The organism is Pseudomonas sp. P1.8 (genome assembly GCF_001269805.1).
Classification (GTDB): Bacteria; Pseudomonadota; Gammaproteobacteria; order Pseudomonadales; family Pseudomonadaceae; genus Aquipseudomonas.
This window is the reverse complement of sequence record NZ_LHVM01000015.1, coordinates 63,007-84,930: the sequence shown is the minus strand read 5'-3', so window position 1 is coordinate 84,930 and position 21,924 is coordinate 63,007. Positions and strand designations below refer to the sequence as shown.

Sequence of the window (21,924 nt, the reverse complement as noted above, 5' to 3'; positions counted from 1 at the left end):
GCACAGGTGAAACTGTTATTGTGTATTCGAATCCTATCACGGGTTTTTCCGGATTGTCACCGAACACACAAATTAAAAATTTCACCAATGCACTTGCAATTTCATATGCACATCGTTTTATGATGGGCCGTCGGTTAGCCCGGCGCATTAGCAAGAATCTGTCGGGCTTTTTAATCGCCAATCGGCGCATCGAAGGCGTAGGCCCCAGGTATGAGCCCCTTATTTCCAATTACAATTCAAAGGATCAGCCATGAAATTCCATTTCCATCACATGAACCTCTGCTCTGAAAACGTCGGTCGCCTCTCTTCGTTTTACCGCTCCATTTTTGACCTCGACCGTATCGAGGACGAGGAGCACGTGCGCTGCAACACCGACACAGCGCATGGCTATAGCGCGGAAGTAGATTTCGTAACTGACGGAGCTGTTGAGTTTCACTTGGCGACCAAGGACATTGACCTCAGCTTCCGTATGAACCAAGCCATCAATCCTCTGCACAGCGGCCACTTTTGCTTTCGCACAGATGACATCGAGGGCTTCAAGAAGCGCCTCGAGGAGCTGAAAATTCCATATGCGGATTACGGGGTTTGGGCCATGGCAAACTGGTATCAGATCTTCTTGCAAGATCCGGATGGCAATATCATCGAAGTGCACCAGCCAATAGCTAAGTAACACCTCAGCGCTCAAGCACTAAAGGCCCGCCATGCCCATTTCTTCGGAGGAATCGGGGCATGGCGGGCTTTGCTGTTGAATGTATTCGAGCTTCATGGCGTAAGGACGCTGCATGAAGATGCCCCAATTACTGCGGGATAGATCAACTCAATCTGATATTGACCTTCAACATTCACGGCGACCGAGAAAGCGGGAATGGCATGAAACGGTTCGACCTGGTCACTTGAGCTTTCCTGCTTCACCCAACTCGATCAGCGTATCAATCAAACACCTCACCTTCGGTCTCAGATGCGCGGTCTTTGGCCACAGTGCATAGACGGTCAATGGCTCGGGTTCGAGCGCTTCGAGTACGCTGATCAACGCGCCTGTCTCAAGATGTTTGCTAACGACACATAGCGGCATTTGGCACAATCCTAGCCCAGCCATAGCAACGTCGATCATAGCCTGGCCGTCACCAATCTGATGGGTGGCTGGTGGTACGAAGCGTTTAACATCACCGTCTATCATCACTCGCCATCCCAGCGGCTGCCCCCGCCTATGGGTGACAATACAGGCATGATCGTTCACATCCGAGAGGGTCTGCGGCGTACCTCTGGCGCTCAAGTAAGTTGGCGCCGCACAAATGATCAGACGCTGCGAAGTCAGTGGGCGCGCAATCAGCCCCTGGTGATTGCCCGGGTCACCAAAACGAATCACGAGGTCAACGCCCTCTTCCACCGGATCAATCAGATGATCAGTGAACGTGAGCGTATAGGACAATCCTGGGAAGCGCTGACCTATATCCATCATTACCGGCAATATCAAATGTCGCCCCAGCGCGACAGGCATGTCGACCCGCAATTGTCCTGACGGCTCGTGCGCTTTGGACGTCAGGCAATTTTCCACATCCCGGATTTCATCTAACGCTCCGCTGCACGCCGCCAGATAAGCCTCACCATCCGCGGTCAGCGATAATTTGCGAGTAGTACGGTGAAAGAGCATGACCCCCAACCGTTGCTCCAAGCGAGCGATAGCTTTCCCAACTGCGGACTTGGAAACATCCAAGCGTTCAGCCGCTTCGGTAAAACTCACGGAGCGAGCGGTTGTAACGAAAGTGTGGATGCCGGCGAAATTATCACTTGATGACATGGGCGAAGCTCATTGAGGACTGAAAGGCGACAGTTTTGGGATCTAAAGCGTGTTTATCGGAAACTCGGTCTACTTTAGCATTGCCCGCCTTTCGTACCTATCCCCTCAGTTTCTAATTTGTTGAGCCCATGAAATTTATAAAAGATCGCCCAATTTCACTCGCTGTGGCGCTAACTGCCGTTGCCATCGGTTACCACCTTCTCGATATTCATACCGAAAACAAGGCCATGGCAAACGAAACCGTTGGTGTGTTGCGTCCGGAGGTGGACATCGCGTCCCCTGTTTTCGCGCATATCAACGAGTACCAAACCTATTCGGGCAAGCTTGAGGCTATCGATATCGTCAACGTGCGCCCTCTCGTATCAGGTAGCATCACCGGTGTTCATTTTAAAGATGGCGCTCATGTGAGGCGCGGTGATCCACTTTTCACCATCGACACCCGCTTGTACCAGGCTGCAGTAGACCAGGCCAAGGCTGACGTCGCTGGCGCTAGCGCACGAAATTCCTACGCTCAAATAGATGCGGCACGCGCCAAACGCTTGCTGATTCAGAACGCGATTGCCAAACGGGATCTGGACGCAGCACTGCAACTGGAGAAGACCACCTTTGCAGAGCTCAAGGCCGCCGAGGCCCGCCTAATGACCGCAAATGTGAATCTGGACTACTGCCATGTCGTCGCACCTGTGAGTGGCAAGGTTTCTCGCGCAGAATTAACTCTTGGCAATGTGGTGACCGCGGGCGCCAACTCTCCTGTGCTTACGCGTGTCGTCTCGATCTCCCCGATCTACGCGGCGTTTGAAGTTGACGAGCAAACCTACGTCCGTTTTCTTGGGCAACCTCACGATCAGCCGGTGAACGTGGCACTGGGACTTGCCAACGAAAACGTGTTCGGACGTCAAGGTGTGGTGGACTCGATTGACAACCAACTCAATGGTAAATCGGGCACGATCCGGGTGCGGGCTCGCTTCGACAATGCCAATGGTTTGCTGGTGCCGGGCATGTATGCCCACGTGAAGGTAAGTGCGGGTCAACAGCGTCAAGCTCTGTTGATCAACGAGGCCGCAGTCGGCACCGATCAGGATCGAAAATTCGTCATGGTCGTCGACATTGGAGGGCGCGTGCATTACCGCGAGGTCAAGCTGGGCGACCTCTACGATGGAATGCGTATCGTCGACAGCGGGCTTCAGGCTCAGGATCGAATTATCGTCAACGGGATGCAGCGTGTGCGTGCCGACGATGAGGTCATCCCGCGCGAAGTCGCTATGGATACCCGGCCCGGCATCTTGGCCGCGAAGCGTTAAATAACCTAGCTCTCTAACTCTATTTCGCCTCCCGATGCGCCATTCCAGCGCGTCGCCGCTCCCCTATTGCCGAAGAAAAACCATCGATGAAGTTCTCCCGTTTTTTCATTGATCGCCCCATCTTCGCGGCCGTATTGTCGGTCGTGATTCTGCTGATGGGCATCATTGCTGCGTTCAAGTTGCCAATTGCCGAGTACCCCGAAGTGGTGCCTCCGCAAGTACTCGTCCATGCCGAGTTTCCTGGCGCCAACCCCAAGGTAATCGCAGAGACTGTTGCTGCTCCCCTTGAAGAAAAAATCAACGGCGTTGAAAAAATGCTGTACATGCAGTCGCAGGCAAACAGCGACGGACAGATGACGACCACCGTCACTTTTCAGTTGGGCATGGATCCCAACCTCGCCCAACAGTTAGTGCAGAACCGTGTCTCCCAAGCATTGCCAAGGTTGCCCGAGGCCGTGCAGAAGCTGGGTGTTACCACGATCAAAGCATCAAGCACCATGACTTTGGCTGTTACGCTGTTCTCGCCTATCGACCTGTATGACGTCGACTACCTGCACAACTACGGACTGATTCATATCCGTGATCGACTGGCCCGGATTCAGGGTGTCGGTGATGTGCAACTCAAAGGCGGTGGTGATTACTCCATGCGCGTCTGGCTTGACCCGCGCAAGCTTGCGGAACGTCAAATGTCGGCAACCGACGTAGTGAGCGCGATACAGGCCCAAAACGCTCAAGTATCCGCAGGCATGGTGGGCGCAACGCCTAGTGCCCCTGATGTGAAGATGCAACTGGACATTAACGTCAAGGGGCGTCTTCAGACACCTGAAGAGTTCGAAGCTATTGTCGTCAAAACCAACGCCGACGGCGGCGTTACTTATCTACGCGATGTAGCGCGTGTGGCACTTGGTGCAGCGGATTACACCCAGAGCACGCACCTCAATACAAAGGTTTCGATGACGATCTGGGTCTTCCAGCAGCCTGGCGCGAACGCCCTTCAGATTGCCGATGATGTACGTCGTGAGATGCTGGATATCGGCAAGGATATGCCCAAGGGTGTGAGCTACGGGTTCAACTACGATCCGACCCGATTCGTGTCCGCGAGCATTGAAGCCGTCGTCCATACCTTGCTCGAGGCTATCGCTCTGGTTGTGCTGGTCGTCATTCTGTTCCTTCAGAACTGGCGCGCTTCGCTCATCCCGTTGCTGGCAGTACCGGTCGCCATCGTCGGCACCTTTTCACTGATGCTGGCGTTTGGTTTTTCAATCAACGCGTTGTCGTTGTTCGGTATGGTTCTCGCCATCGGTATCGTCGTCGACGATGCCATCGTGGTCGTAGAAAACGTCGAGCGAAATCTGGAACACGGGTTAAGTCCCAGAGAAGCGACGTATAAGGCAATGGATGAGGTCAGTGGCCCGATCATTGCCATCGGACTTACCCTCGTTGCTGTATTCGTGCCCTTAGCGTTCATGTCGGGTCTGACTGGTCAGTTCTATCAACAGTTCGCGATGACGATTGCAATCTCGACGATCATTTCGGCCTTCAACTCTCTAACGCTCTCGCCCGCGTTCTCCGCTCTGCTGTTGCGCAGTCCTCACGCGCCTAAAGACCGACTGACCCGAGGCATGGACTTCGTGTTCGGCCGTTTTTTCAAAGCGTTCAATCGGCTCTTTCAGCGCGGATCAGATGCCTATGGCAGCGGTGTAGCCCATACCCTGAAGCACAAGGGCGCAATGATGTTTTTGTATGCTTTGCTGCTCGGCCTGGCTGTCATGATGGGGAACATCGTACCGGGTGGATTTGTTCCTGCGCAGGATAAACAATATCTGATCGCCGTGGCTCAACTACCGAATGGCGCTACATTGGCGCGCTCGGACGAGGTCTCTCAGGAGATGGGGCGGGTGGCGCTTACGGAACCAGGAGTAGGTTTCACAGTTGCGCATGCGGGGCTTTCGATCAACGGCTTCACCTCATCGTCCAGCTCGGTAGTACTGTTTCTGCCTCTCACCGCTTTTGAAGAGCGTTACGGTAATGGCAACGACCTCAGTGCGGATACGATCGCAAAGTCGTTGAACCAAAAGTTTGCTCAGATCAAAGACGCCAAAATTTCGGTGTTCTCACCGCCTCCAGTGCTGGGGCTTGGCACACTGGGTGGCTTCAAGCTTCAACTGGAAGACCGTGGCGCGCTGGGCTATCAGGCATTGCATGATGCCACGGAGGCATTCATTGCAGCCGCGGCCAAGGCTCCTGAGCTGGGCCCGTTGTTCAGTAGCTACGACATCAACATTCCACAGCTGGACGTAGAAGTCGACAGGGTGAAAGCCCAGCAACTGGGTGTGCCCATTGATGAGGTCTTCAGCACTCTACAGATTTATCTGGGCTCCCTGTACGTCAATGACATCAACCGTTTCGGTCGGGTCTACCAGGTACGTGTACAGGCTGACGCCCATTACCGCGCATTCTCCCAGGACATTGGCCAGTTAAAAGCCCGCAGCCGTACCGGGGAAATGGTGCCATTAGATAGTCTTCTGCGTGTCAAGCCGACCTATGGCCCAGAAATGGTCGTACGTTACAACGGCTTTACCGCCGCAGATCTGAACGGTGGCCCGGCACCCGGTTATTCCAACAACCAGGCTCAGGCTGCCATCGAGCGCATCGCCAAAGAGACCCTGCCTGCAGGAATCAAGTTCGAATGGACTGACCTCGCCTATCAGCAACAATTGGCTGGTAACGCAGCGATGATGGTTTTCCCTATCTGCGTGTTGCTAGTGTTCCTGGTGCTCGCGGCTCAATACGAGAGCCTTACATTGCCGCTGGCAGTGATCATGATTGTACCCATGAGCCTGCTGTCTGCACTTTTGGGTGTATGGCTGACCCACGGCGATAACAACATCTTCACCCAGATAGGTCTCGTGGTGCTGGTGGGGCTATCGGCCAAGAACGCCATTTTGATTGTGGAGTTTGCCCGGGAGCTTGAGATGCAAGGACGAAGCATCGCGGATGCCGCCATTGAGGCCAGCCGTTTGCGTCTGCGACCAATTCTGATGACTTCAATGGCCTTCATTATGGGTGTCGTGCCAATGGTAGTCGCCACTGGCGCCGGCTCCGAGATGCGTCATGCCATCGGTGTCAGTGTATTTTTCGGGATGTTAGGAGTCACAATTTTCGCCTTGCTACTCACCCCGCTTTTCTATGTTTTGCTGCGTAAGCTATCCGGCGGTAAGCCGCTGCGCGCCGGACATCATCAGACTGCCGATATTGAGGCCTGACCGCACATGAACTTAAACATTCCCAAGTTTTGGGCGGGCATGTCGCTAAACACCTTAGCCCTGCTCTCACTGTCAGCTTGCCAATCAATGGCACCCGACTACACAGTTCCAACCGACACGTCAGCGGCACAGTTCAAAGAGCAAAACCTGACGCCTGAGCAAGGTTGGAAAACCGCACAGCCCGCCGACCAATTCCCGCGTGGTCAGTGGTGGGAAGTCTTTGGCGACACAACGCTTAACGACCTGGAAACGCGCGCTCTCAATGCAAACCAAGGCTTGAAAGAGGCCATGGCCAGGGTTCAGGAAGCACGGGCTTATCATCAAGGAGTAGAAGCTCGTCGCCTTCCAAGCATCGACACAGGCTTTGGCCCGTCGCGGGAACGAAGCTCACGCTCTTCGACCAATGATGCGCAACCGGCAACGACCTACTGGCGGGCGCAACTAAACGCCGGCTATGAGGCCGATCTGTTTGGCCGGGTCAGCGATGCAATCAAGGCTGCCGGTGCCGAATCTGAACAAAGCGCTGCGCTATACCAATCAGTGCTGCTGGCTCTTCAAGCGGATGTGGCAGTTAATTACTACCAACTACGCAGCCTTGATGCACAGATAAAGGTCTACGAAGACACACTCAAGCTACGTCGGAGTGCGCTTGCTTATGCCCGTAGTCGTGCGGAGAACGGACAGGACAGCCAACTGGATTTGATGCGCGCGCAAACTGAACTCTCCACCACCTTGGCTGATTCGTTAGCTTTAGCGCGAGCGCGGGCTGCGAGCGAGCACAGCTTGGCTGTGTTGCTGGGGCAGGCACCAGTGACGTTCAATTTCTCTGCAAACCCGATTCAACCGCTCAAGCTACAAATACCTGTCGGCGTGCCGTCGGCACTGCTGGAGCGCCGGCCAGACATCGCGGCAGCGGAGCGTGCAATGGCGGCAGCCAATGCTCGTATTGGAATCGCTAAGGCGGCATTTTTTCCTTCACTTACGATCACTGGAACGGCTGGTTTTGAGGGCAACACTCTTGGCGAGCTGTTTCAAGGCTCAAGCACGGCTTTCTTGCTTGGGCCACTCACGGGGACGATGCTGCATTTACCGATATTTGACGGAGGCAAGCGCAAGGCAGACCTCACAAACGCGCAAGCCGCCTACGAGGAACAGGTCGCCCACTATCGTCAAACTGTGCTCAATGCATTACGTGAAGTGGAGGACAACTTGGCAAGCGTTCGCCTACTGCAGCAGCAAACACAGGCGCAGATTTTAGCCACTGATTCCTCAAGGGGTGCCAGCCGTATTACCCAGGCGCAGTATCAGGAAGGCGCAAGGGACTACTTGAGCGTATTGGAGGCTGATCGCAGCACTTTGCAAGCTGAACGAAGTCTCGCCAGTCTGTATGGCGAACAGTCTATGGCCACCGTACGACTGATACGTGCGTTGGGCGGCGGCTGGGAGCATCCAGCCATCAGACCTATTACTCGTTAATCCCCGGGTTGCTGTTCCAGACATAGAGCGCGTCAGTATGCGCTCTATGCAGCGTCCGTCCGCAGGCAACAGTGACCTCTGCTGGATCGCGGTTTCAGCTCCCCTCCACAGCTGATTTTTTTGGGATAAAAAAAGACCCGCGCGTGGGCGGGCCAAAAAAATCACCAAAGGGTTGATGAATTGGAGATACACCAATAAGTGCGAGAACCGCGCCTTAGGTATTCATCGCCGCCACCATACCTGCATTTTGAGTTTCTACATCATTGATTTCATTGATAATTGGAATCAGAAATAGGACTTATCCCAGTAGTGCTTTCAATAGTATTTATCGTCCCGCTGCAACGGGTGGGAACACCTAAATACATAATCACCCCTGCCAATAACCCGGATTCAACTGTGGTTATCACGACGTTTGCAGCCTCCTGCCGTCACTAAAATCAAGAACACTGCTTTTGGGAGTATCCGATGCTCAACCCTAAACAAATCGCGATCGCGTGCGCGCTGATTTCGACAAGCACACCCTATGCGTTCGCCAGCGATCAATCTGAAGCTAAAGGATTCGTTGAAGACAGCGACCTGAATCTGTTGTTGCGGAACGCCTATTTCAATCGCGATTACAAAAACCACACCAATGATGCCAAGGTATGGGGCCAAGGGTTCATTGGTACATTTCAGTCTGGATTCACCCAAGGAACCGTCGGTGTGGGTGTCGACGTATATGGCTTGTTGGGTGTCAAGCTCGACAGCGGTCGCGGTCGCAATTACACGGCTTTTTTTGATGCTGACAGCGATGGCCATCCAGTCGATGACCTTTCGGAGGCCGGCGCAGCACTGAAACTTCGTGTCTCCAATACCGTGTTGCGCTATGGCAATCAGTTCCCGTCAATGCCGGTGCTAGCGTATGACGACTCGCGACTATTGCCTCAAGCCTTTACCGGCACGCTGGTCACCAGCAAGGAAATCGAAGGTTTGGAATTGAACGCCGGACGGTTCACCGCAGATAGCCCGATGGGCGACCCGGCACGCGATCCGAATCATCTGAAAAGTATCGACGTAATTGGTGCTACCTATAGCGTGACCGACGCCTTGAGTGTGGCGGCGTACCACTCCGACGTGAAAGACACCTACAAGAAGTATTACGGCAACCTGAACTATACGGTGCCGTTGTCCGATTCCCAGGCGCTGAACCTCGACTTCAATATCTACCGTACCGACTATGCCAACGGCTCTCAGGCGGCATTGGATTTTGGTGGCGACGGTGTCAACGACACGAACACCATCTGGAGCTTGGCGGCGAAATACAGCGTCGGCTTCCACTCCTTTATCGTCGCCCATCAGCGTAACAGTGGGGATGCAGGTTATGCCTACGACTATGGCGACGGAGGTAGCGCCATTTATGTCGCCAACTCCTACTACTCCGACTTCAACCTGAAAGACGAAGAGTCTTGGCAACTCAGCTACGAGCTGGATTTTGCAGGTTTCGGTGTGCCCGGGCTCACCTACAAAACCGCCTATGTGCGCGGTAGCAACATCGATGCAGGAGGTGAACAGGACGGTACAGAGCGTGAGTTCTTCAACCAGGTCAAATACGTGGTTCAGGAAGGTACACTCAAGGATCTGTCATTCAAATTGCGAAACTCGATCTACCGGGCAGACCGCGATGTCGGCCCTAATTTGAACGAAGTCAGGGCCATCATTGAATACCCTCTAAACATCCTTTGAACCAGTGCGTCGCGTCCAGCGGCGCACCTCGATGTCCATCGAGGTGCCGAGTTAAAGCTGAAACCAAGTTCGTATGGCCGGAGGACTTTTCAATGGATCTTAATATGGCACAAAAAATTCATTGTTTTCAGCCCGGATTTTGGTTTTTTTGACTAACTGCTGAGCGACGGATTTGCCTGATACATTGTTGTCAAATGATTAGTCTGATTTCTGCAACGAATTTTGAATTAAATTGGCAACTGGCAACATTGCAGGGCCTGTGAACAGTTTCACCATGTTCATTACATCCGAACCTACGCTACTCAAAATCCCATCCCATGCTTCACTTAGAGATATCAGCGCAAGCTCATACGCTTCAAGGCCTTCATCCGATAACTGGAATACAACCAATCGCCTGTCTGGGCGATCACGACGGCGCTGAACATACCCACACCTCTCGAGCTTCTCCATCACTAAAGATGCCTTGGTCGGCGCGATGTTCAAATACTTACTGCACATACTTGCGGAATTGATAGCGCCATTTGCTAAGCCATCAAGAGCCCGAAACTCCAAGTCGGTCATACTATGTCCAGATAAGACCTTCTCCAACCATTCCGCCATAGCTTTATTTACGCCTTCAAGGACATTGAATGCGGTGATAAAGTGCGTTCCCACTCAAACCTCCCAACAATTTTCCCTAGCTAGACTCAATAGCGAGCTTCGGGCTATCACAGATGAAAATGTGGTGTGTAATGATTTCAATCAACAAAAGCCTGAGAACTGTAACAGCCTGCTTGTAAATTGATCATACCTAAAATCAATACACACTATTCACGCTTTGAATGGTTGATACACTTCTAATTTGTTGACCAGAGATCACTTAAAGCCTATAAATACCGACAGTTTCTATTGCTGAATTGAGACCTGAGTATTCCGTACGAGCATCTATGACCACGAAGACTAATCAGACAAAACCTGTCAAAGCGCGCAGCCGATCCTCTATCGGTGCAGTGCGCAGTCCTCAGAGCACAGAGGCCATTCTTGAAGCTGCTGCAGCAATCCTTGAAGAGCGCGGCTATCAAGCATTCACAATGGATGCGCTGGTGGAGCGAGCTGGTTCCAGCAAACCTACTATCTACCGTTGGTGGAAGAGTAAGAGTGCACTGCTTAGAGATGTGTACGAGCGCACTGCCCTAACCTTTGTGACTCAACCAAACACCGGTGATTTGGAAAAGGATCTGATCGTTCACTTGCGTTCGCTTTGGCATTGGTGGCGTACATCAAGCGCAGGCGAGACATTGCGCAGCTTGATTACCGAAATCCAGCATGAGTCAACAGCTCTTGAGGAGTTCAGGAGAGAATTTCTTCCACGTCGCGAGCGTACGTTGCGAAAGATCTTTGCTCGAGCGGTAGAGTCGGGAGAAATCCACGAGGGCGTTGACGTCGACACCGCAGTCTCGATGCTCACCGGCATGTCCTGGCTTCACCTTGTCACAGCAGATCTTGAAAACCTAGACGACATCGATAACGCCGTTGGCATCATCGTGAATGGTTTAAGACCAAGATAAAGCACGACTTATAGCCGCTTCCGCGGCTTTTTTATGAGCTTAACGACACTCGTAGTGTTTATTAGCATCCCAAGCCGAAGCCCTCTCCCTTACTTATTTTCATCACATGCTTCAGAGAAATTTAATGAGAAGTTCACCGATTCAGGGCGTGAATGACAGACAGCCCATCACAACGCTTAGGAGGAGCGCATTGTTAGCAATTGCGCTTGTGATGCTCTCTGGATGCTCGTTCAGTGATCTGAAACCTCAGGCGGAGATGTTGCAGCCATCCGAGGTCAACGACACGCTAGCTAACAGTGGAATCAAGCTCTCCGAGGCTGCTTGGCCAACCGTCAATTGGTGGAGCAGTTTCAAAGATCCACAACTTGATACGTTGATAAACGAAGCCCTCAACAACAGTCCCACACTCCGAGCCGCCGCAGCGCGTGTCCACCAAGCAAGCGCGCTGGAAGCAATACAGGGCGCTCAGTTGCTACCTGATGTGAGTGCAGCCATGAGCGTCACTCGAGAACGGTTCAGCTCCAATGGCACGACGCCCGCACCGGCCAAAGGTACATGGCAAAACGTGCACCAAGGGACGTTGAATGTCGGTTACGAATTGGATTTTTGGGGTAAGAACCGGTCGTCAGTAGAGGCAGCAGTGGGTAGGCGGCGGGCATTGGAGGTCGATGAGCGCGCAGCCTCTCTCATACTCTCCTCCTCCATCGTACAAACTTATATCGGCTTACAAAATGTCTATGAACAGATCGACGTTGCCCAAGCCCTGCTCAATCAGCAAGAACAAATTGAAGATCTCACCAAAAAGCGTTTCGCCGCCGAGCTTGGTACTGAAATAGATATCAAACAGTCACAAGCATCGCTACCTGCCAGTAGAGCAAATATCGCAGCGCTCAAAGAGTCCATCGAACTCAATCAAAACAAACTCGCCTCGCTGTTGGGTAAAGGGCCTGACCGTGGACGCACGATCACACGACCGAAACTGCAGGCAAGTGACACCATTGTGATGCCGTCGAACATCCCAGCTGAACTGATTGGCCATCGCCCGGATGTGGTGGCTCAACGCTGGCGAGTCGAGGCCTCAGGCCATGAGATTGAAGTTGCTAAGGCACGTTTCTACCCGAATGTGAACCTGACTGCGTTCATAGGATTGCAGAGCCTGGCTTTCGATACGTTCAACGATCACAGCAGCCGTATTTTAGGAATCGCTCCGGCGATAAGTCTGCCTATTTTCGAAGGAGGCCGCTTGCGCGGCAACTTGGATGCGCAAGACGCGGCATACGATCTGGCTGTAGAAAACTACAACCAGACGGTTGTGGATGCTCTTCGAGATATAGCCGACCAATTGTCGTCGCTTCGCTGGTTGAAGGAGCGGATGGCTCAGCAGAACGAGGCCGTGGCAACTGCAGTTGCCGCAGCAGATCTTGTCAATAAGCGCTACGCCGCTGGCCTTGCGACCTATCTACAAGTACTGGCTACGCAGAATGCAACGCTTGCTGAAAAACGCCAACTGGTCGACTTGCAGTCCAGAGCGATTTCCTTACAAGCCAACCTCAGCAGGGCTTTGGGTGGTGGGTACCGCCCGGAAATGTCCGTAACCGCCATTACAAACTCTACCGTAGCTAATAAATCATGACTTCAAACACGCTCCCCTCCTCTGAAACCGCACCACGAACAGCGCGCTACTTGCCGCGATTTTTTTTGATTCTTGCCATCGCATTCATATTGGCTGCTCTGGGTGGCTGGTACCTGGTTAGGCTTGGAACAGAAACCACTGACGATGCCTACGTCGATGGCAATATCGTTCAGGTCACTTCACAGGTCAGCGGCACGGTGACAGTCATCAGTGTCGACAATACGGATCACGTTGATGCTAATTCACCTCTTGTCACACTGAATGCGGTAGACGCGGAGATCCAATATGAGCGCGCGAAATCCAACCTAGCGAGGGCTGTTCGCCTGGCGCGAACGCAGTATTACCAGGTGCAACAGCTGGAGGCTGAGGTCAACCAACGTCAGAACGATGTGCGCAAGGCTCAGGACGATGTCCGCCGCCGCAATCAGCTTGCCTCCAGTGGCGCAGTCTCTCGTGAAGAGATCAGCCATGCTGAAGAGGTTCTGAAGAATGCCGTCGCAAGCCTGGATGGAACTCGACATGCCTTGGCTGTTCGCCTTGCCATGGTAGACAACACAACGCTTCGCACCCACCCAGATGTTCTTGTTGCAGCAAGCAATCTACGTGACGCCTACATCTCAATGCACCGCACCCAGATCTACTCCCCCACCTCAGGCTTGGTGACCAAACGCAACGTTCAAGTTGGGCAGCGGATCAGCCCGGGCGTAGCACTGATGTCGGTCGTCCCCGTAGACCAAGTTTGGGTGAACGCTAACTTTAAAGAGTCGCAACTCCAAAATTTGCGTATTGGACAACCAGTCCACCTGAGTGCGGATGCGTACAGTCGCAATGTGGACTTCCACGGAACCATCGTTGGACTGGATGCTGGCACCGGCAGCGCCTTTTCGTTGATGCCAGCACAAAACGCAACAGGCAACTGGATCAAAGTCACGCAACGCGTGCCTGTTCGAATCGCTCTCAGACCAGATGAAGTAGCGCGAAACCCATTGCGTCTTGGCCTCTCAATGCGTGTCTCGGTGGACACCACTGATACCAGCGGGCCGGTGCTAAATACGCAGACGCCAAAGCAGGCAGCTTACAGCACCGATATCTTTGATAACGAGCTTAGAGACGCCAACGGTATCGTCGAAGCAGTGATCATTGCCAATTCGGACAGTGCTGGCTCCACACACGTTAAATTGTAAAGGTGGCCGACCATGTACAGAAAAAACGCCGCCCTGTTACTAACTGTTGCACTGCTCTGCGCCCTGGAGTATCTGCAGGCAGGCATGATCGCATTTGCCTCGGCGCCGATCCGAGGAGAAATCGACGCGAGTCCTGAAGAGTTCACGCTTGTCGCCGCGCTGTACGCGTGCATAGCCGTCGTGGTCATTTCCAAGCAACGCTGGCTGGTCGAGCGGTTAGGATGGCGTAACTTCATGCTGGGTTCTATCAGCATTTACGTACTGGGTGCATTCGTGTGTGGCGTGGGGAGCGACCTGAGTACCTTCACTGTCGGTCGCGTGATCATGGCATTGGGCGGTGCATCGTTCATGACATCCGCGCGTTTGATGGTCAATCTGCTTCCGGCCGGCCCGGGGCGTTTTGTCGGGGTCAAGGTGTTTGCCACCGGGCTTGCTGGTGGGACAGCTTCCGCCCCATTCATTTCATCACTGGTGGTGGTTGAAGATACGTGGCATGCCATTTTCTGGGTATTGGCCGGAGGTGCTGTTATCGCAGCTTTTCTGTGCACCCGTTTTCTACCCAATACCCTCGCTCCGGAAGATGAGAGGACGCCGTCGAGCCCAGCAAATATTCTGTTATTATCCGTTAGCAGTTTCTTCCTTCTCTACGTCCTGCAACGCTCTTACTATGACTTTTACAATGAGTCATTCATTCTCATCGCATTTGCTTTACTGGCTGCACTGGGCGTGTACACCTTCTTCCATGCCGAACACGGCAAACGAGCGCCGTTTCTCAAGGTTAAAGACCTTATGCAGCATCGTTACATGTTGGGGGTGGCCCTCTTCTGCTTCACGTACATACTGCTTGGGAGCAATAACTACATCCTGCCGTTTTTTCTGCAGACGGGGTTGGGGTACTCGTGGGACACAATCGGTACTTTTCAGGCCTTTGGACTGGTGGGTGCACTGATAACATGGGGCATCATGGCCGCCGTCATTCCAAAATTCCCCGCTCCGAAGAAATTCTTTGTAGCTGGGTTTGCAGCACTGATCGGCTTCGGCTGGTTGTTCTCATCTCTCTCGCCCAGCGCCAACATGTGGTCAAACATCCTCCCAGCACTCGTCCTCAACGGCTGCTTTGTGATGCTGGTGCTTGCAACCGCCGCCATGCAGACATTTCGTGACGTGACCCATAACGACACCCTGTTCGCACACGCCTACCAGATTAAAAGCATGATGGGACAAATTGCGATGGCAATGGGTACGACAATCGCCACCCTCTTTCTGCAATGGCGCACTACCACCCAGTACAACAATTTGAACGGGCATTTCAGTTCTGCTGATCCACTTTACTTGGAACAAATTCAAGATTTAACACATGCCTTGGCTCCCCAGGTCGGTGAAAGCCACGCAGGTCAAATGGCTGTTTCGATGCTCGCACAAAACCTGCATCAGCAATCGACCCTGGTCGCGAGCATGGAGTATTTTTGGGCAGTAATTGCTGTCGCAAGCCTGGCGTTGGTCGTTTCGATGACACAAAAGGCGTTCAAATAGACCAAAAAAATCGGGACGGTAGGCATGGTGAGATAAATAAACCTCATCATGCCTACCTGGTTATCCAGACTTTTTCCTTCGAGCAGCGCCAAAAAATCACAAAAAAAATGCATTTGGCAGTGCGAAAATAAAGGTAGCCATAAGCCTGATATGAGCGCTGCCAAGTGCCTATTTGAATCAGAGAGGGGTCGTGAATTTAATCCAGAAGGCCTCTCCTTCGGGGCGGTTGCGGACATCGCTTTCCTTTTGCCACTTGGCGGTTACAAACCAACCGGCTTGGTTAGCATATTTAATCGACGGGCCAATCGCGACGGCGCGCCCTTTTCTGTCCTCCAGCTCTTGCCCGTCCTGATTATCATTTGTGGTTTGGTGATACACGTAGCCACCGACTCCTACCACCCAACCATTACCCAGCCCCCACCCAAAAGAGTAGTCAGCATGTAATTCCTGACCTGAACGATAATCCGTGGCTGGGTTACGAGCGTTGAAGTCATACATCACTTTAAGGTCACCGTTGAGACCCGAAGGATCAACGTATGTAAACGCCGCTATCGGCTCGATCGCCCAGTAGTTACGACCAAGGTTCGCCAGATCGTCGCGATCGTATTTCCCCGTAGGTGCGAACACATCAAACGCATATATGGCGTGAAATTTATCGCTGTAGTGATAGCCCAGCGCCGGGCCAAAAATAATATCTCCCACCCCCGTCTTTCGCTGGTGCTCATCAGCAACATCTACCCTGAGATCAATCAGTGGGACGTTCATATGGAAAGCTAACGCACCGCTGAGCAGTTTCTGTTCGGTAACCCAGATTAGCCTGGGAGCGATCACATCCGCACTCAGATGAAAGTCATCAATTGCTTGCTTTCCTCGATTGTCAAGAAGCCGGTCAGCGCGATAACTCTCTGCAAAGACCTGCCCATAGATGCCGGGTGGCGGCATAGCGCCGGTCATGTAGTTCTCCGCACCCATTGGATACGACGAACCTCCACCCTCAGTGGCCTGCACGACAGGTAAGGCAGCGGTCAATGCCGCCCCGACGATCACGCGTTGGGCATTCCTAAAAAAATCAGCTGAAACATCGGCTTTTTTATTATTCATTTTCTCGACCATGAGTTATTTGACTGCGCATGCCAACTCGACTTCGTTTAGTTAGAGCGAAGCGCACGAATTTTTAGGGGAATTTTGAATTGAGTTGCGGAAGTAATTGGTTACGTTCAAAGCAGTCCTGAGCAGGACAGGTGATTTGCGCGAATAGTTCGGTTCTGTTGTCTTTGTTATAGAACCGGGGTACCGCACTGTGGTACCCCAATAATGACGAGCCGTAAGCAGTGTTATGAGAAAACTGCCGCTGGAGGATCAATCGATCGTGCGCATTTAAATCATAAGATTTGATTGAGCACTCGGCTGAACTTCAGAAAGGATAAGGCTGGTCGGATGGCTCTACAGTGACCCATTTGACCTCGGTGAACTCATCGATTACAGCACTGCCATCGAACCGGCCGTAACCACTGTTTTTCATGCCACCATAAGGAGCTTGAGGTTCGTTCTGAACTGTCGCACCGTTGATGTGAACGCAGCCAGCATCCAGTCGACTGGCGAGTTCGAGTGCGCGACTGACATCACGACTGAAAATCGAGGAAGACAGACCGTAGGCGGTATCGTTAGCGACCTGCAGAGCCTGTTCTGCTCCTCTTACCCGAACGACTGTTGTCACCGGCCCAAAGGTCTCTTCGTCATAGATCTCCATCGAAGATGTCACCTTATCGACCAGCGTGGCACTCATGAGGGCGCTCGTGCCCAAGCCGCCGGCTACTATTTCTGCGCCCTTGCCTACAGCATCGTCCAACATCTGGTTGATCCGCTGAAGCGATCCTTGGGAAATCATTGGCCCGATGACGCATGAAGGTGAAGCCGAAGGTTGACCTGATTCCAGCCCACGCACTCGCTCAGCGAACTTCTCAACGAACGCATCAGCAACAGCTTCGTCGACAACGAACCGTTCTGTCGACATGCATATTTGCCCCTGATAGAGAAAGGCGCCGAAGACTGCGGCGTTTACAGCACCATCCAGATCCGCATCATCAAGCACTACAAACGGTGCCTTGCCACCCAATTCCAGCAAGCATCGCTTGAGATGCTTAGCACTTGTTTGGGCAATCATTCGGCCAACTTTGGTTGATCCGGTGAAATTGACCCGGCGAACCGTATCGTGGGCAATCAGTGCGTCGGTTACGGCTGCGGCATCCCCAGGCGCCGAGATGATGAAGTTGAGCACACCTGGTGGAAAGCCAGCCTCATAGAAAGCTTCAGCGAGCAGCTGGTGAGTGCGAGGACTGTTTTCTGAGCCTTTGAATATAACGGTGTTGCCACATGCCAATGGATATGCGATCGCACGAGCACCAAGGATGACTGGCCCATTCCAGGGCACGATGCTCAGCACTGTGCCGATTGGTTGTCTCAGTGTCATCGACAGGGTGTTGGGTTTATCAGTTGGAATGGTTTCACCCTTGATTTGGGTGGTGAGCGCTGCTGCTTCTCGCAGGAGATTGGCTGAGGCCCCGACGTTAAACTGCGCCCATAGTTGCGAGGCTCCAATTTCCTCTGCCATGACGCTGCAGAATTCTTCCATCTTACTCATCAGGACATCAGCGGCGGCCAAGAGCAGACGTCGGCGCTCAGTTGGGCCTACCTTCGACCAAGATTTGAAAGCCTGCTGAGATGAGTCGGCAGCGCGAACGGCATCCTCGACGGAACAAGCTGCGCCCACCGTGATAACTCGGGAGTTGATCGGATCGACTCGGTTGTAGGTCTTACCGTCAAGAGCATCTTGTTTGACGTTATCGATTACCAGTTGAACATTCATCTGTCGTACCTTGATTGAATCGAAAGAGTTGTCAGGCTTGATCTGCCGAAGTCGGCATGCGCAAGATCGGCTTGATCGTCACGCCCCGTTCGCTGTCCGCCATAGCTTCATTGACTTGGTCGAAGGAATAGAAACGGCAGAGCTTGTCGAATGGAAAACGCCCCTGCATGTACAGGTCAACGAGAGTCGGGATAAACGCATTGGCGACGACGTCACCCTGGACGATGCCCATGATCCGCTTACCAGGAATCATCACGTCGTTTATGTTGAACGCGACCTCTGTCCCGACCTTGGTTGCACCAACGATGCCGCACGTGCCAAGCGTGGTCACTGCATCAATTGCTTGTCGAAGTACTTCAGCGCGACCAGAACATTCAAGGCTGTAATTGACGCCGCCACCGGTGATTTCGTGAATACGTTTGACCGGGTCTTCTTCACGGCTATTGATCACATGCGTCGCCCCCAGCTCAAGCGCCAACTCCAAACGACTAGGTGTGACATCCACCGCAATGATCGTAGTAGCGCCGGCAACCTTCGCGGCCATGACCGAGGCTAGACCCACTGCTCCGGCTCCAAAAGCCGCAAAACTGGCGCCTGCCTCAACCTTTAAAGCTTTAAGGACAGAGCCCGCACCAGTCTGTATGCCGCATCCCAACGGGCCTAGTAATTCGAGCGGCGCGTCCTTTGAAACCTTTACTACGTTGCGCTCGTTAGCGACTGCATAAGTTGAAAACGACGACTGGCCGAAAAAATGATCGTGAATCGGTGAGGCATCATCGCAACTGCAGGTAGAGGTACTGCCATCAATACGTCCGCCACCGAAGTTCAGCGGATGCATGTGGGAGCAATGTGCGGGATGCCCAGTTTCGCAAGGCAGACATAAGCCGCACGACATATAGGTCATCACTACGTGATCACCTGGGGCAACAGTTGTAACTGCATAACCTACCGACTCAACTATTCCAGCACCTTCATGCCCGAGGATGATGGGCAGTGGTGTTGGAAAAAGCTGATCGCGCACTACCATGTCGGTATGGCAGACACCCGTTGCTACAATCCTTACTCGAACTTCAGTGGGTCTTGGAGCTCCGAGCTTTGCACTCTCGATTTTCAGTTTTGCACCAGTCTGGCGTAAAACAGCTACCTTCACATCGATGGCTTCAACGTCGCTTTGGGACATGTTTGTCTCCTCTTAAGACCAGATTTCCGATACTCGATTTCGGTTCGAATTTCCTATCAGGCCTCTTGCAGAGCTCGTGGCCGCTTGCTGCGTTGCTCTGACTGTGGATTAGCAGCTGGACGCATTTCGAAATTGAACTCCATCTCTGCGAAGCGCCCTGCTACACCTCGCGCTTGGGACTGCTGCGCATCGTCGATGAAATGAACCTCACCCACCAATCCCTCACGGGTTGCGTACGCAAAGTCATCCCATAGATACGCATCATTGGAAAGGTTAATCTGGGTGGTCAGATGATCGAAACCAGGCGCGGAAATGAAAAAGTGGATGTGGGCAGGTCTTTGACCGTGACGACCCAGTAGGTCGAGACACTCTTGTGTCGGGCCCGACGGGTCACAGCCGTAACCTGAGGGCACGATGCTCTGTGCTTGATATCGACCGTTCGCATCGGTCACGATTCGGCGGCGAAGGTTGTACTCTGACTGAGTTTTGTCGAAGTGGGAGTAATTGCCTTTTGTGTCCGCCTGCCAAAGATCAACAAGGGCTCCGGCGATCGGTTTTCCGTCCAGACCGATAACACGCCCACTGAGAAACAATGTTGTAGCCTGGCCGTTCTCAGAGCCATCATCCATGCGAGCAAATCCCTCGCTCAAAGGCGCTCCGGCTACATACAACGGCCCTTCGATAGTGCGAGGAGTGCCGCCAACCCTGCCGACACTTTCTTCTTTAGCATCGTGCAGTAGGTCAAGAAAGTGCTCTACTCCTAATCCTGCAACCAGAAGTCCCGCTTCGTTCTTCGCCCCCAAACGATTGAGGTATTCAACGCCGGCCCAGAATTCGTCGTCGCTGATTTCCAGCTCTTCAATGAGCTTCACGCTTTCTTGGAGGATACGCAGCACTATCTGTTTGTGCCGCGCGCTGCCATGGGTGTTGCCGAGACCTGACGCATCGCGAAGGAAGGATTGAATATCACTGGCATGGGAAATGGTTACGGTCATCATTGGGCCTTTTCTTATAGGATTGAAGTCATTCGTTTCGGACGTGCTTGATCAGCTGACCTTTCTTTGTGCTGCTTCTGTCCAGCCAAGTTGGGCGCGTGACGCCTCCAGATCGGCTTGCATGTCGTGATTCCAAAGCCAGTCGAAACGGCTAGCTAGCGTGCTGGAAAGTAAGGGTTCGTTTGCAGCTACTTCAGGGTCGCGCAATTCATACAGCTCGCCCGCCTCCCAAGAGGTACGTTGGACTCGACAGGCTCGAGGTCTACGAATAGCGTCATATACGCTGAGAATTTTGCTGGCTTCGGTTTCACAAGCACGAGGGTCGCCCAATAGGCGTGCAAGCAACCATGCATCTTCCAGGCCCTGACCTGCACCTGCACCTTGGTGAGGAAGCATCGCGTGAGCGGCATCCCCGATCAGTGCGACGCGGCCGTGGACATAACCAGGTAACTCAGCAAGATCGTGCAATGCCCATAAGGTCGGAGCCGGGATGCATTCAAGAAGAATCCGCGCGGCGTCCCCCCAATCTGAGAATGCATCGAGCATCTCTGCCTGGGTTGTAGGTTTTACCCACGGCGCGTCTGCGGGCCAGGTTGGATTGGGCTTGCTGCGATCAGAAACGAATGCAACTACGTTGATCAGCCTCCCCTGCTTAACGGGAAAAGTCAGAATATGGGTATCAAGCCCCAGGTACATTTGAGGTACGTTGACCAGATGCTCATCAACACCTTGTGCACGATAGGCAGCGCGCAGTTTTTCGCTATCAATCATGCCTCGGTAAGCGCTGGTGCCACTGAAGCGAGGGGCCACAAGCGGCGCGCCAATACCCTTTAGAACGTGGTCACGAATAGATGATTTAATGCCGTCAGCAGCAATGAGCACATCACACTCGTGATGCGTGCCGTCTGTAAACGTGACTTTTGTGCGTTGTCCCAGTTGTTCGACGCTGACAGCTCGTTTATTAAACTGAGCAATGCCGGCGGGCAGCTGTTGCGCAAGGACATCCAGGAAGTCAGCTCGGTGTACCGACGACTGACCTACACCTTCGGCAATGCTTGACCCAAGATAGCCAGCATCTTCACCGCGTCGCCATTCGAACCAAATATCTTGCCAAGGCTCCTGCGTACGGTCAGCGATCTGATGATATGCAGGGCCGATTCCAAGCCCCTCAATAGCACGGACAGCGTTGGCTCCAAAGGAAACACCAGCACCCACCTCTCCGAATGCAGGAGCAGATTCAAATAGCTGCACACTCAGGTGGCTGTGACGACACAGATCCAGTGCCAACGCCACACCGGCAATTCCTCCACCGACAATACCGACTTGCAAAGCAGATTTCAGACTGTTCATGGGACAAAACCTTATGTTGTTTTTGTGTATGCCCCAATAATGGGATGATGCCCACTATTGATAAATAGCCCAG

The 21,924-nt window shown here is 53.0% G+C and carries 16 protein-coding genes; 9 read left to right on the top strand and 7 right to left on the bottom strand.

Annotated elements, in window-relative coordinates:
• Positions 1–250: 250 nt before the first annotated feature.
• Positions 251–670: a VOC family protein gene (locus AD668_RS16305; protein WP_053160570.1), complete on the top strand. Its 420-nt coding sequence runs from the start codon at positions 251–253 to the stop codon at positions 668–670.
• A gap of 219 nt (positions 671–889) precedes the next feature.
• Here the strand turns inward: AD668_RS16305 and AD668_RS16300 are convergent, their stop codons facing one another.
• Positions 890–1,798, bottom strand: a complete 909-nt coding sequence (locus AD668_RS16300; RefSeq protein ID WP_053160568.1) for a LysR substrate-binding domain-containing protein — start codon at positions 1,796–1,798, stop codon at positions 890–892.
• Between the two features lie 128 nt (positions 1,799–1,926).
• Here AD668_RS16300 and AD668_RS16295 point away from each other — a divergent pair, with 128 nt between their 5' ends.
• The 4 genes from AD668_RS16295 to AD668_RS16280 all read left to right on the top strand — a co-directional run bounded on the left by AD668_RS16295 (position 1,927) and on the right by AD668_RS16280 (position 9,563).
• Positions 1,927–3,099 (top strand): efflux RND transporter periplasmic adaptor subunit, encoded by a 1,173-nt coding sequence (locus AD668_RS16295; protein ID WP_053160566.1) that lies wholly within the window; start codon positions 1,927–1,929, stop codon positions 3,097–3,099.
• A gap of 86 nt (positions 3,100–3,185) precedes the next feature.
• Positions 3,186–6,365 carry an efflux RND transporter permease subunit gene (locus AD668_RS16290; protein ID WP_053160564.1) on the top strand — a complete coding sequence of 1,060 codons (3,180 nt, stop codon included), beginning with the start codon at positions 3,186–3,188 and terminating at the stop codon, positions 6,363–6,365.
• 6 nt (positions 6,366–6,371) lie between these two features.
• Positions 6,372–7,841: an efflux transporter outer membrane subunit gene (locus tag AD668_RS16285; RefSeq protein WP_053160562.1), complete on the top strand. Its 1,470-nt coding sequence runs from the start codon at positions 6,372–6,374 to the stop codon at positions 7,839–7,841.
• 465 nt (positions 7,842–8,306) lie between these two features.
• Complete coding sequence (locus AD668_RS16280; protein WP_053160560.1) at positions 8,307–9,563, top strand: OprD family porin; 1,257 nt, start codon at positions 8,307–8,309, stop codon at positions 9,561–9,563.
• A 198-nt stretch (positions 9,564–9,761) separates the two neighbouring features.
• Here the strand turns inward: AD668_RS16280 and AD668_RS16275 are convergent, their stop codons facing one another.
• Complete coding sequence (locus AD668_RS16275; RefSeq protein ID WP_053160558.1) at positions 9,762–10,217, bottom strand: winged helix DNA-binding protein; 456 nt, start codon at positions 10,215–10,217, stop codon at positions 9,762–9,764.
• Between the two features lie 272 nt (positions 10,218–10,489).
• On the opposite strand from AD668_RS16275, the gene AD668_RS16270 reads away from it, so the two are divergent.
• From AD668_RS16270 to AD668_RS16255, 4 genes are all read left to right on the top strand, one after another.
• A complete protein-coding gene (locus tag AD668_RS16270; protein WP_053160556.1) occupies positions 10,490–11,110 on the top strand; it encodes a TetR/AcrR family transcriptional regulator in 621 nt (206 codons plus the stop codon).
• A gap of 124 nt (positions 11,111–11,234) precedes the next feature.
• Positions 11,235–12,743: an efflux transporter outer membrane subunit gene (locus tag AD668_RS16265; protein WP_053160554.1), complete on the top strand. Its 1,509-nt coding sequence runs from the start codon at positions 11,235–11,237 to the stop codon at positions 12,741–12,743.
• The gene (locus AD668_RS16260; RefSeq protein ID WP_053160552.1) at positions 12,740–13,927 is read left to right on the top strand and encodes an efflux RND transporter periplasmic adaptor subunit; all 1,188 of its coding nucleotides are present in this window, start codon (positions 12,740–12,742) and stop codon (positions 13,925–13,927) included. The genes AD668_RS16265 and AD668_RS16260 overlap by 4 nt, the downstream gene beginning before the upstream one ends.
• Positions 13,928–13,939: 12 nt before the next feature.
• Positions 13,940–15,460, top strand: a complete 1,521-nt coding sequence (locus AD668_RS16255) for an MFS transporter (protein WP_053160550.1) — start codon at positions 13,940–13,942, stop codon at positions 15,458–15,460.
• 177 nt (positions 15,461–15,637) lie between these two features.
• Here the strand turns inward: AD668_RS16255 and AD668_RS16250 are convergent, their stop codons facing one another.
• The 5 genes from AD668_RS16250 to salA form a co-directional block, all read right to left on the bottom strand.
• Positions 15,638–16,561: a transporter gene (locus AD668_RS16250; RefSeq protein WP_172681831.1), complete on the bottom strand. Its 924-nt coding sequence runs from the start codon at positions 16,559–16,561 to the stop codon at positions 15,638–15,640.
• 313 nt (positions 16,562–16,874) lie between these two features.
• Complete coding sequence (locus AD668_RS16245; RefSeq protein ID WP_053160548.1) at positions 16,875–18,326, bottom strand: aldehyde dehydrogenase; 1,452 nt, start codon at positions 18,324–18,326, stop codon at positions 16,875–16,877.
• A 31-nt stretch (positions 18,327–18,357) separates the two neighbouring features.
• The gene (locus tag AD668_RS16240) at positions 18,358–19,506 is read right to left on the bottom strand and encodes an NAD(P)-dependent alcohol dehydrogenase (RefSeq protein WP_053160546.1); all 1,149 of its coding nucleotides are present in this window, start codon (positions 19,504–19,506) and stop codon (positions 18,358–18,360) included.
• A 56-nt stretch (positions 19,507–19,562) separates the two neighbouring features.
• Positions 19,563–20,501 carry a catechol 1,2-dioxygenase gene (gene catA, locus AD668_RS16235; protein ID WP_053160635.1) on the bottom strand — a complete coding sequence of 313 codons (939 nt, stop codon included), beginning with the start codon at positions 20,499–20,501 and terminating at the stop codon, positions 19,563–19,565.
• Positions 20,502–20,552: 51 nt separating this feature from the next.
• A complete protein-coding gene (salA, locus tag AD668_RS16230; protein WP_053160544.1) occupies positions 20,553–21,851 on the bottom strand; it encodes a salicylate 1-monooxygenase in 1,299 nt (432 codons plus the stop codon).
• Between the last annotated feature and the right edge of the window lie 73 nt (positions 21,852–21,924).

What these genes read in the sequence shown, in the direction of transcription:
- AD668_RS16305 (WP_053160570.1), top strand. Translation starts at nt 251, where the DNA reads ATGAAATTCCATTTCCATCACATGAACCTCTGCTCTGAAAACGTCGGT.
- AD668_RS16300 (WP_053160568.1), bottom strand. Translation starts at nt 1,798, where the DNA reads ATGTCATCAAGTGATAATTTCGCCGGCATCCACACTTTCGTTACAACC.
- AD668_RS16295 (WP_053160566.1), top strand. Translation starts at nt 1,927, where the DNA reads ATGAAATTTATAAAAGATCGCCCAATTTCACTCGCTGTGGCGCTAACT.
- AD668_RS16290 (WP_053160564.1), top strand. Translation starts at nt 3,186, where the DNA reads ATGAAGTTCTCCCGTTTTTTCATTGATCGCCCCATCTTCGCGGCCGTA.
- AD668_RS16285 (WP_053160562.1), top strand. Translation starts at nt 6,372, where the DNA reads ATGAACTTAAACATTCCCAAGTTTTGGGCGGGCATGTCGCTAAACACC.
- AD668_RS16280 (WP_053160560.1), top strand. Translation starts at nt 8,307, where the DNA reads ATGCTCAACCCTAAACAAATCGCGATCGCGTGCGCGCTGATTTCGACA.
- AD668_RS16270 (WP_053160556.1), top strand. Translation starts at nt 10,490, where the DNA reads ATGACCACGAAGACTAATCAGACAAAACCTGTCAAAGCGCGCAGCCGA.
- AD668_RS16265 (WP_053160554.1), top strand. Translation starts at nt 11,235, where the DNA reads ATGAGAAGTTCACCGATTCAGGGCGTGAATGACAGACAGCCCATCACA.
- AD668_RS16260 (WP_053160552.1), top strand. Translation starts at nt 12,740, where the DNA reads ATGACTTCAAACACGCTCCCCTCCTCTGAAACCGCACCACGAACAGCG.
- AD668_RS16255 (WP_053160550.1), top strand. Translation starts at nt 13,940, where the DNA reads ATGTACAGAAAAAACGCCGCCCTGTTACTAACTGTTGCACTGCTCTGC.
- AD668_RS16250 (WP_172681831.1), bottom strand. Translation starts at nt 16,561, where the DNA reads ATGAATAATAAAAAAGCCGATGTTTCAGCTGATTTTTTTAGGAATGCC.
- AD668_RS16245 (WP_053160548.1), bottom strand. Translation starts at nt 18,326, where the DNA reads ATGAATGTTCAACTGGTAATCGATAACGTCAAACAAGATGCTCTTGAC.
- AD668_RS16240 (WP_053160546.1), bottom strand. Translation starts at nt 19,506, where the DNA reads ATGTCCCAAAGCGACGTTGAAGCCATCGATGTGAAGGTAGCTGTTTTA.
- catA (WP_053160635.1), bottom strand. Translation starts at nt 20,501, where the DNA reads ATGACCGTAACCATTTCCCATGCCAGTGATATTCAATCCTTCCTTCGC.
- salA (WP_053160544.1), bottom strand. Translation starts at nt 21,851, where the DNA reads ATGAACAGTCTGAAATCTGCTTTGCAAGTCGGTATTGTCGGTGGAGGA.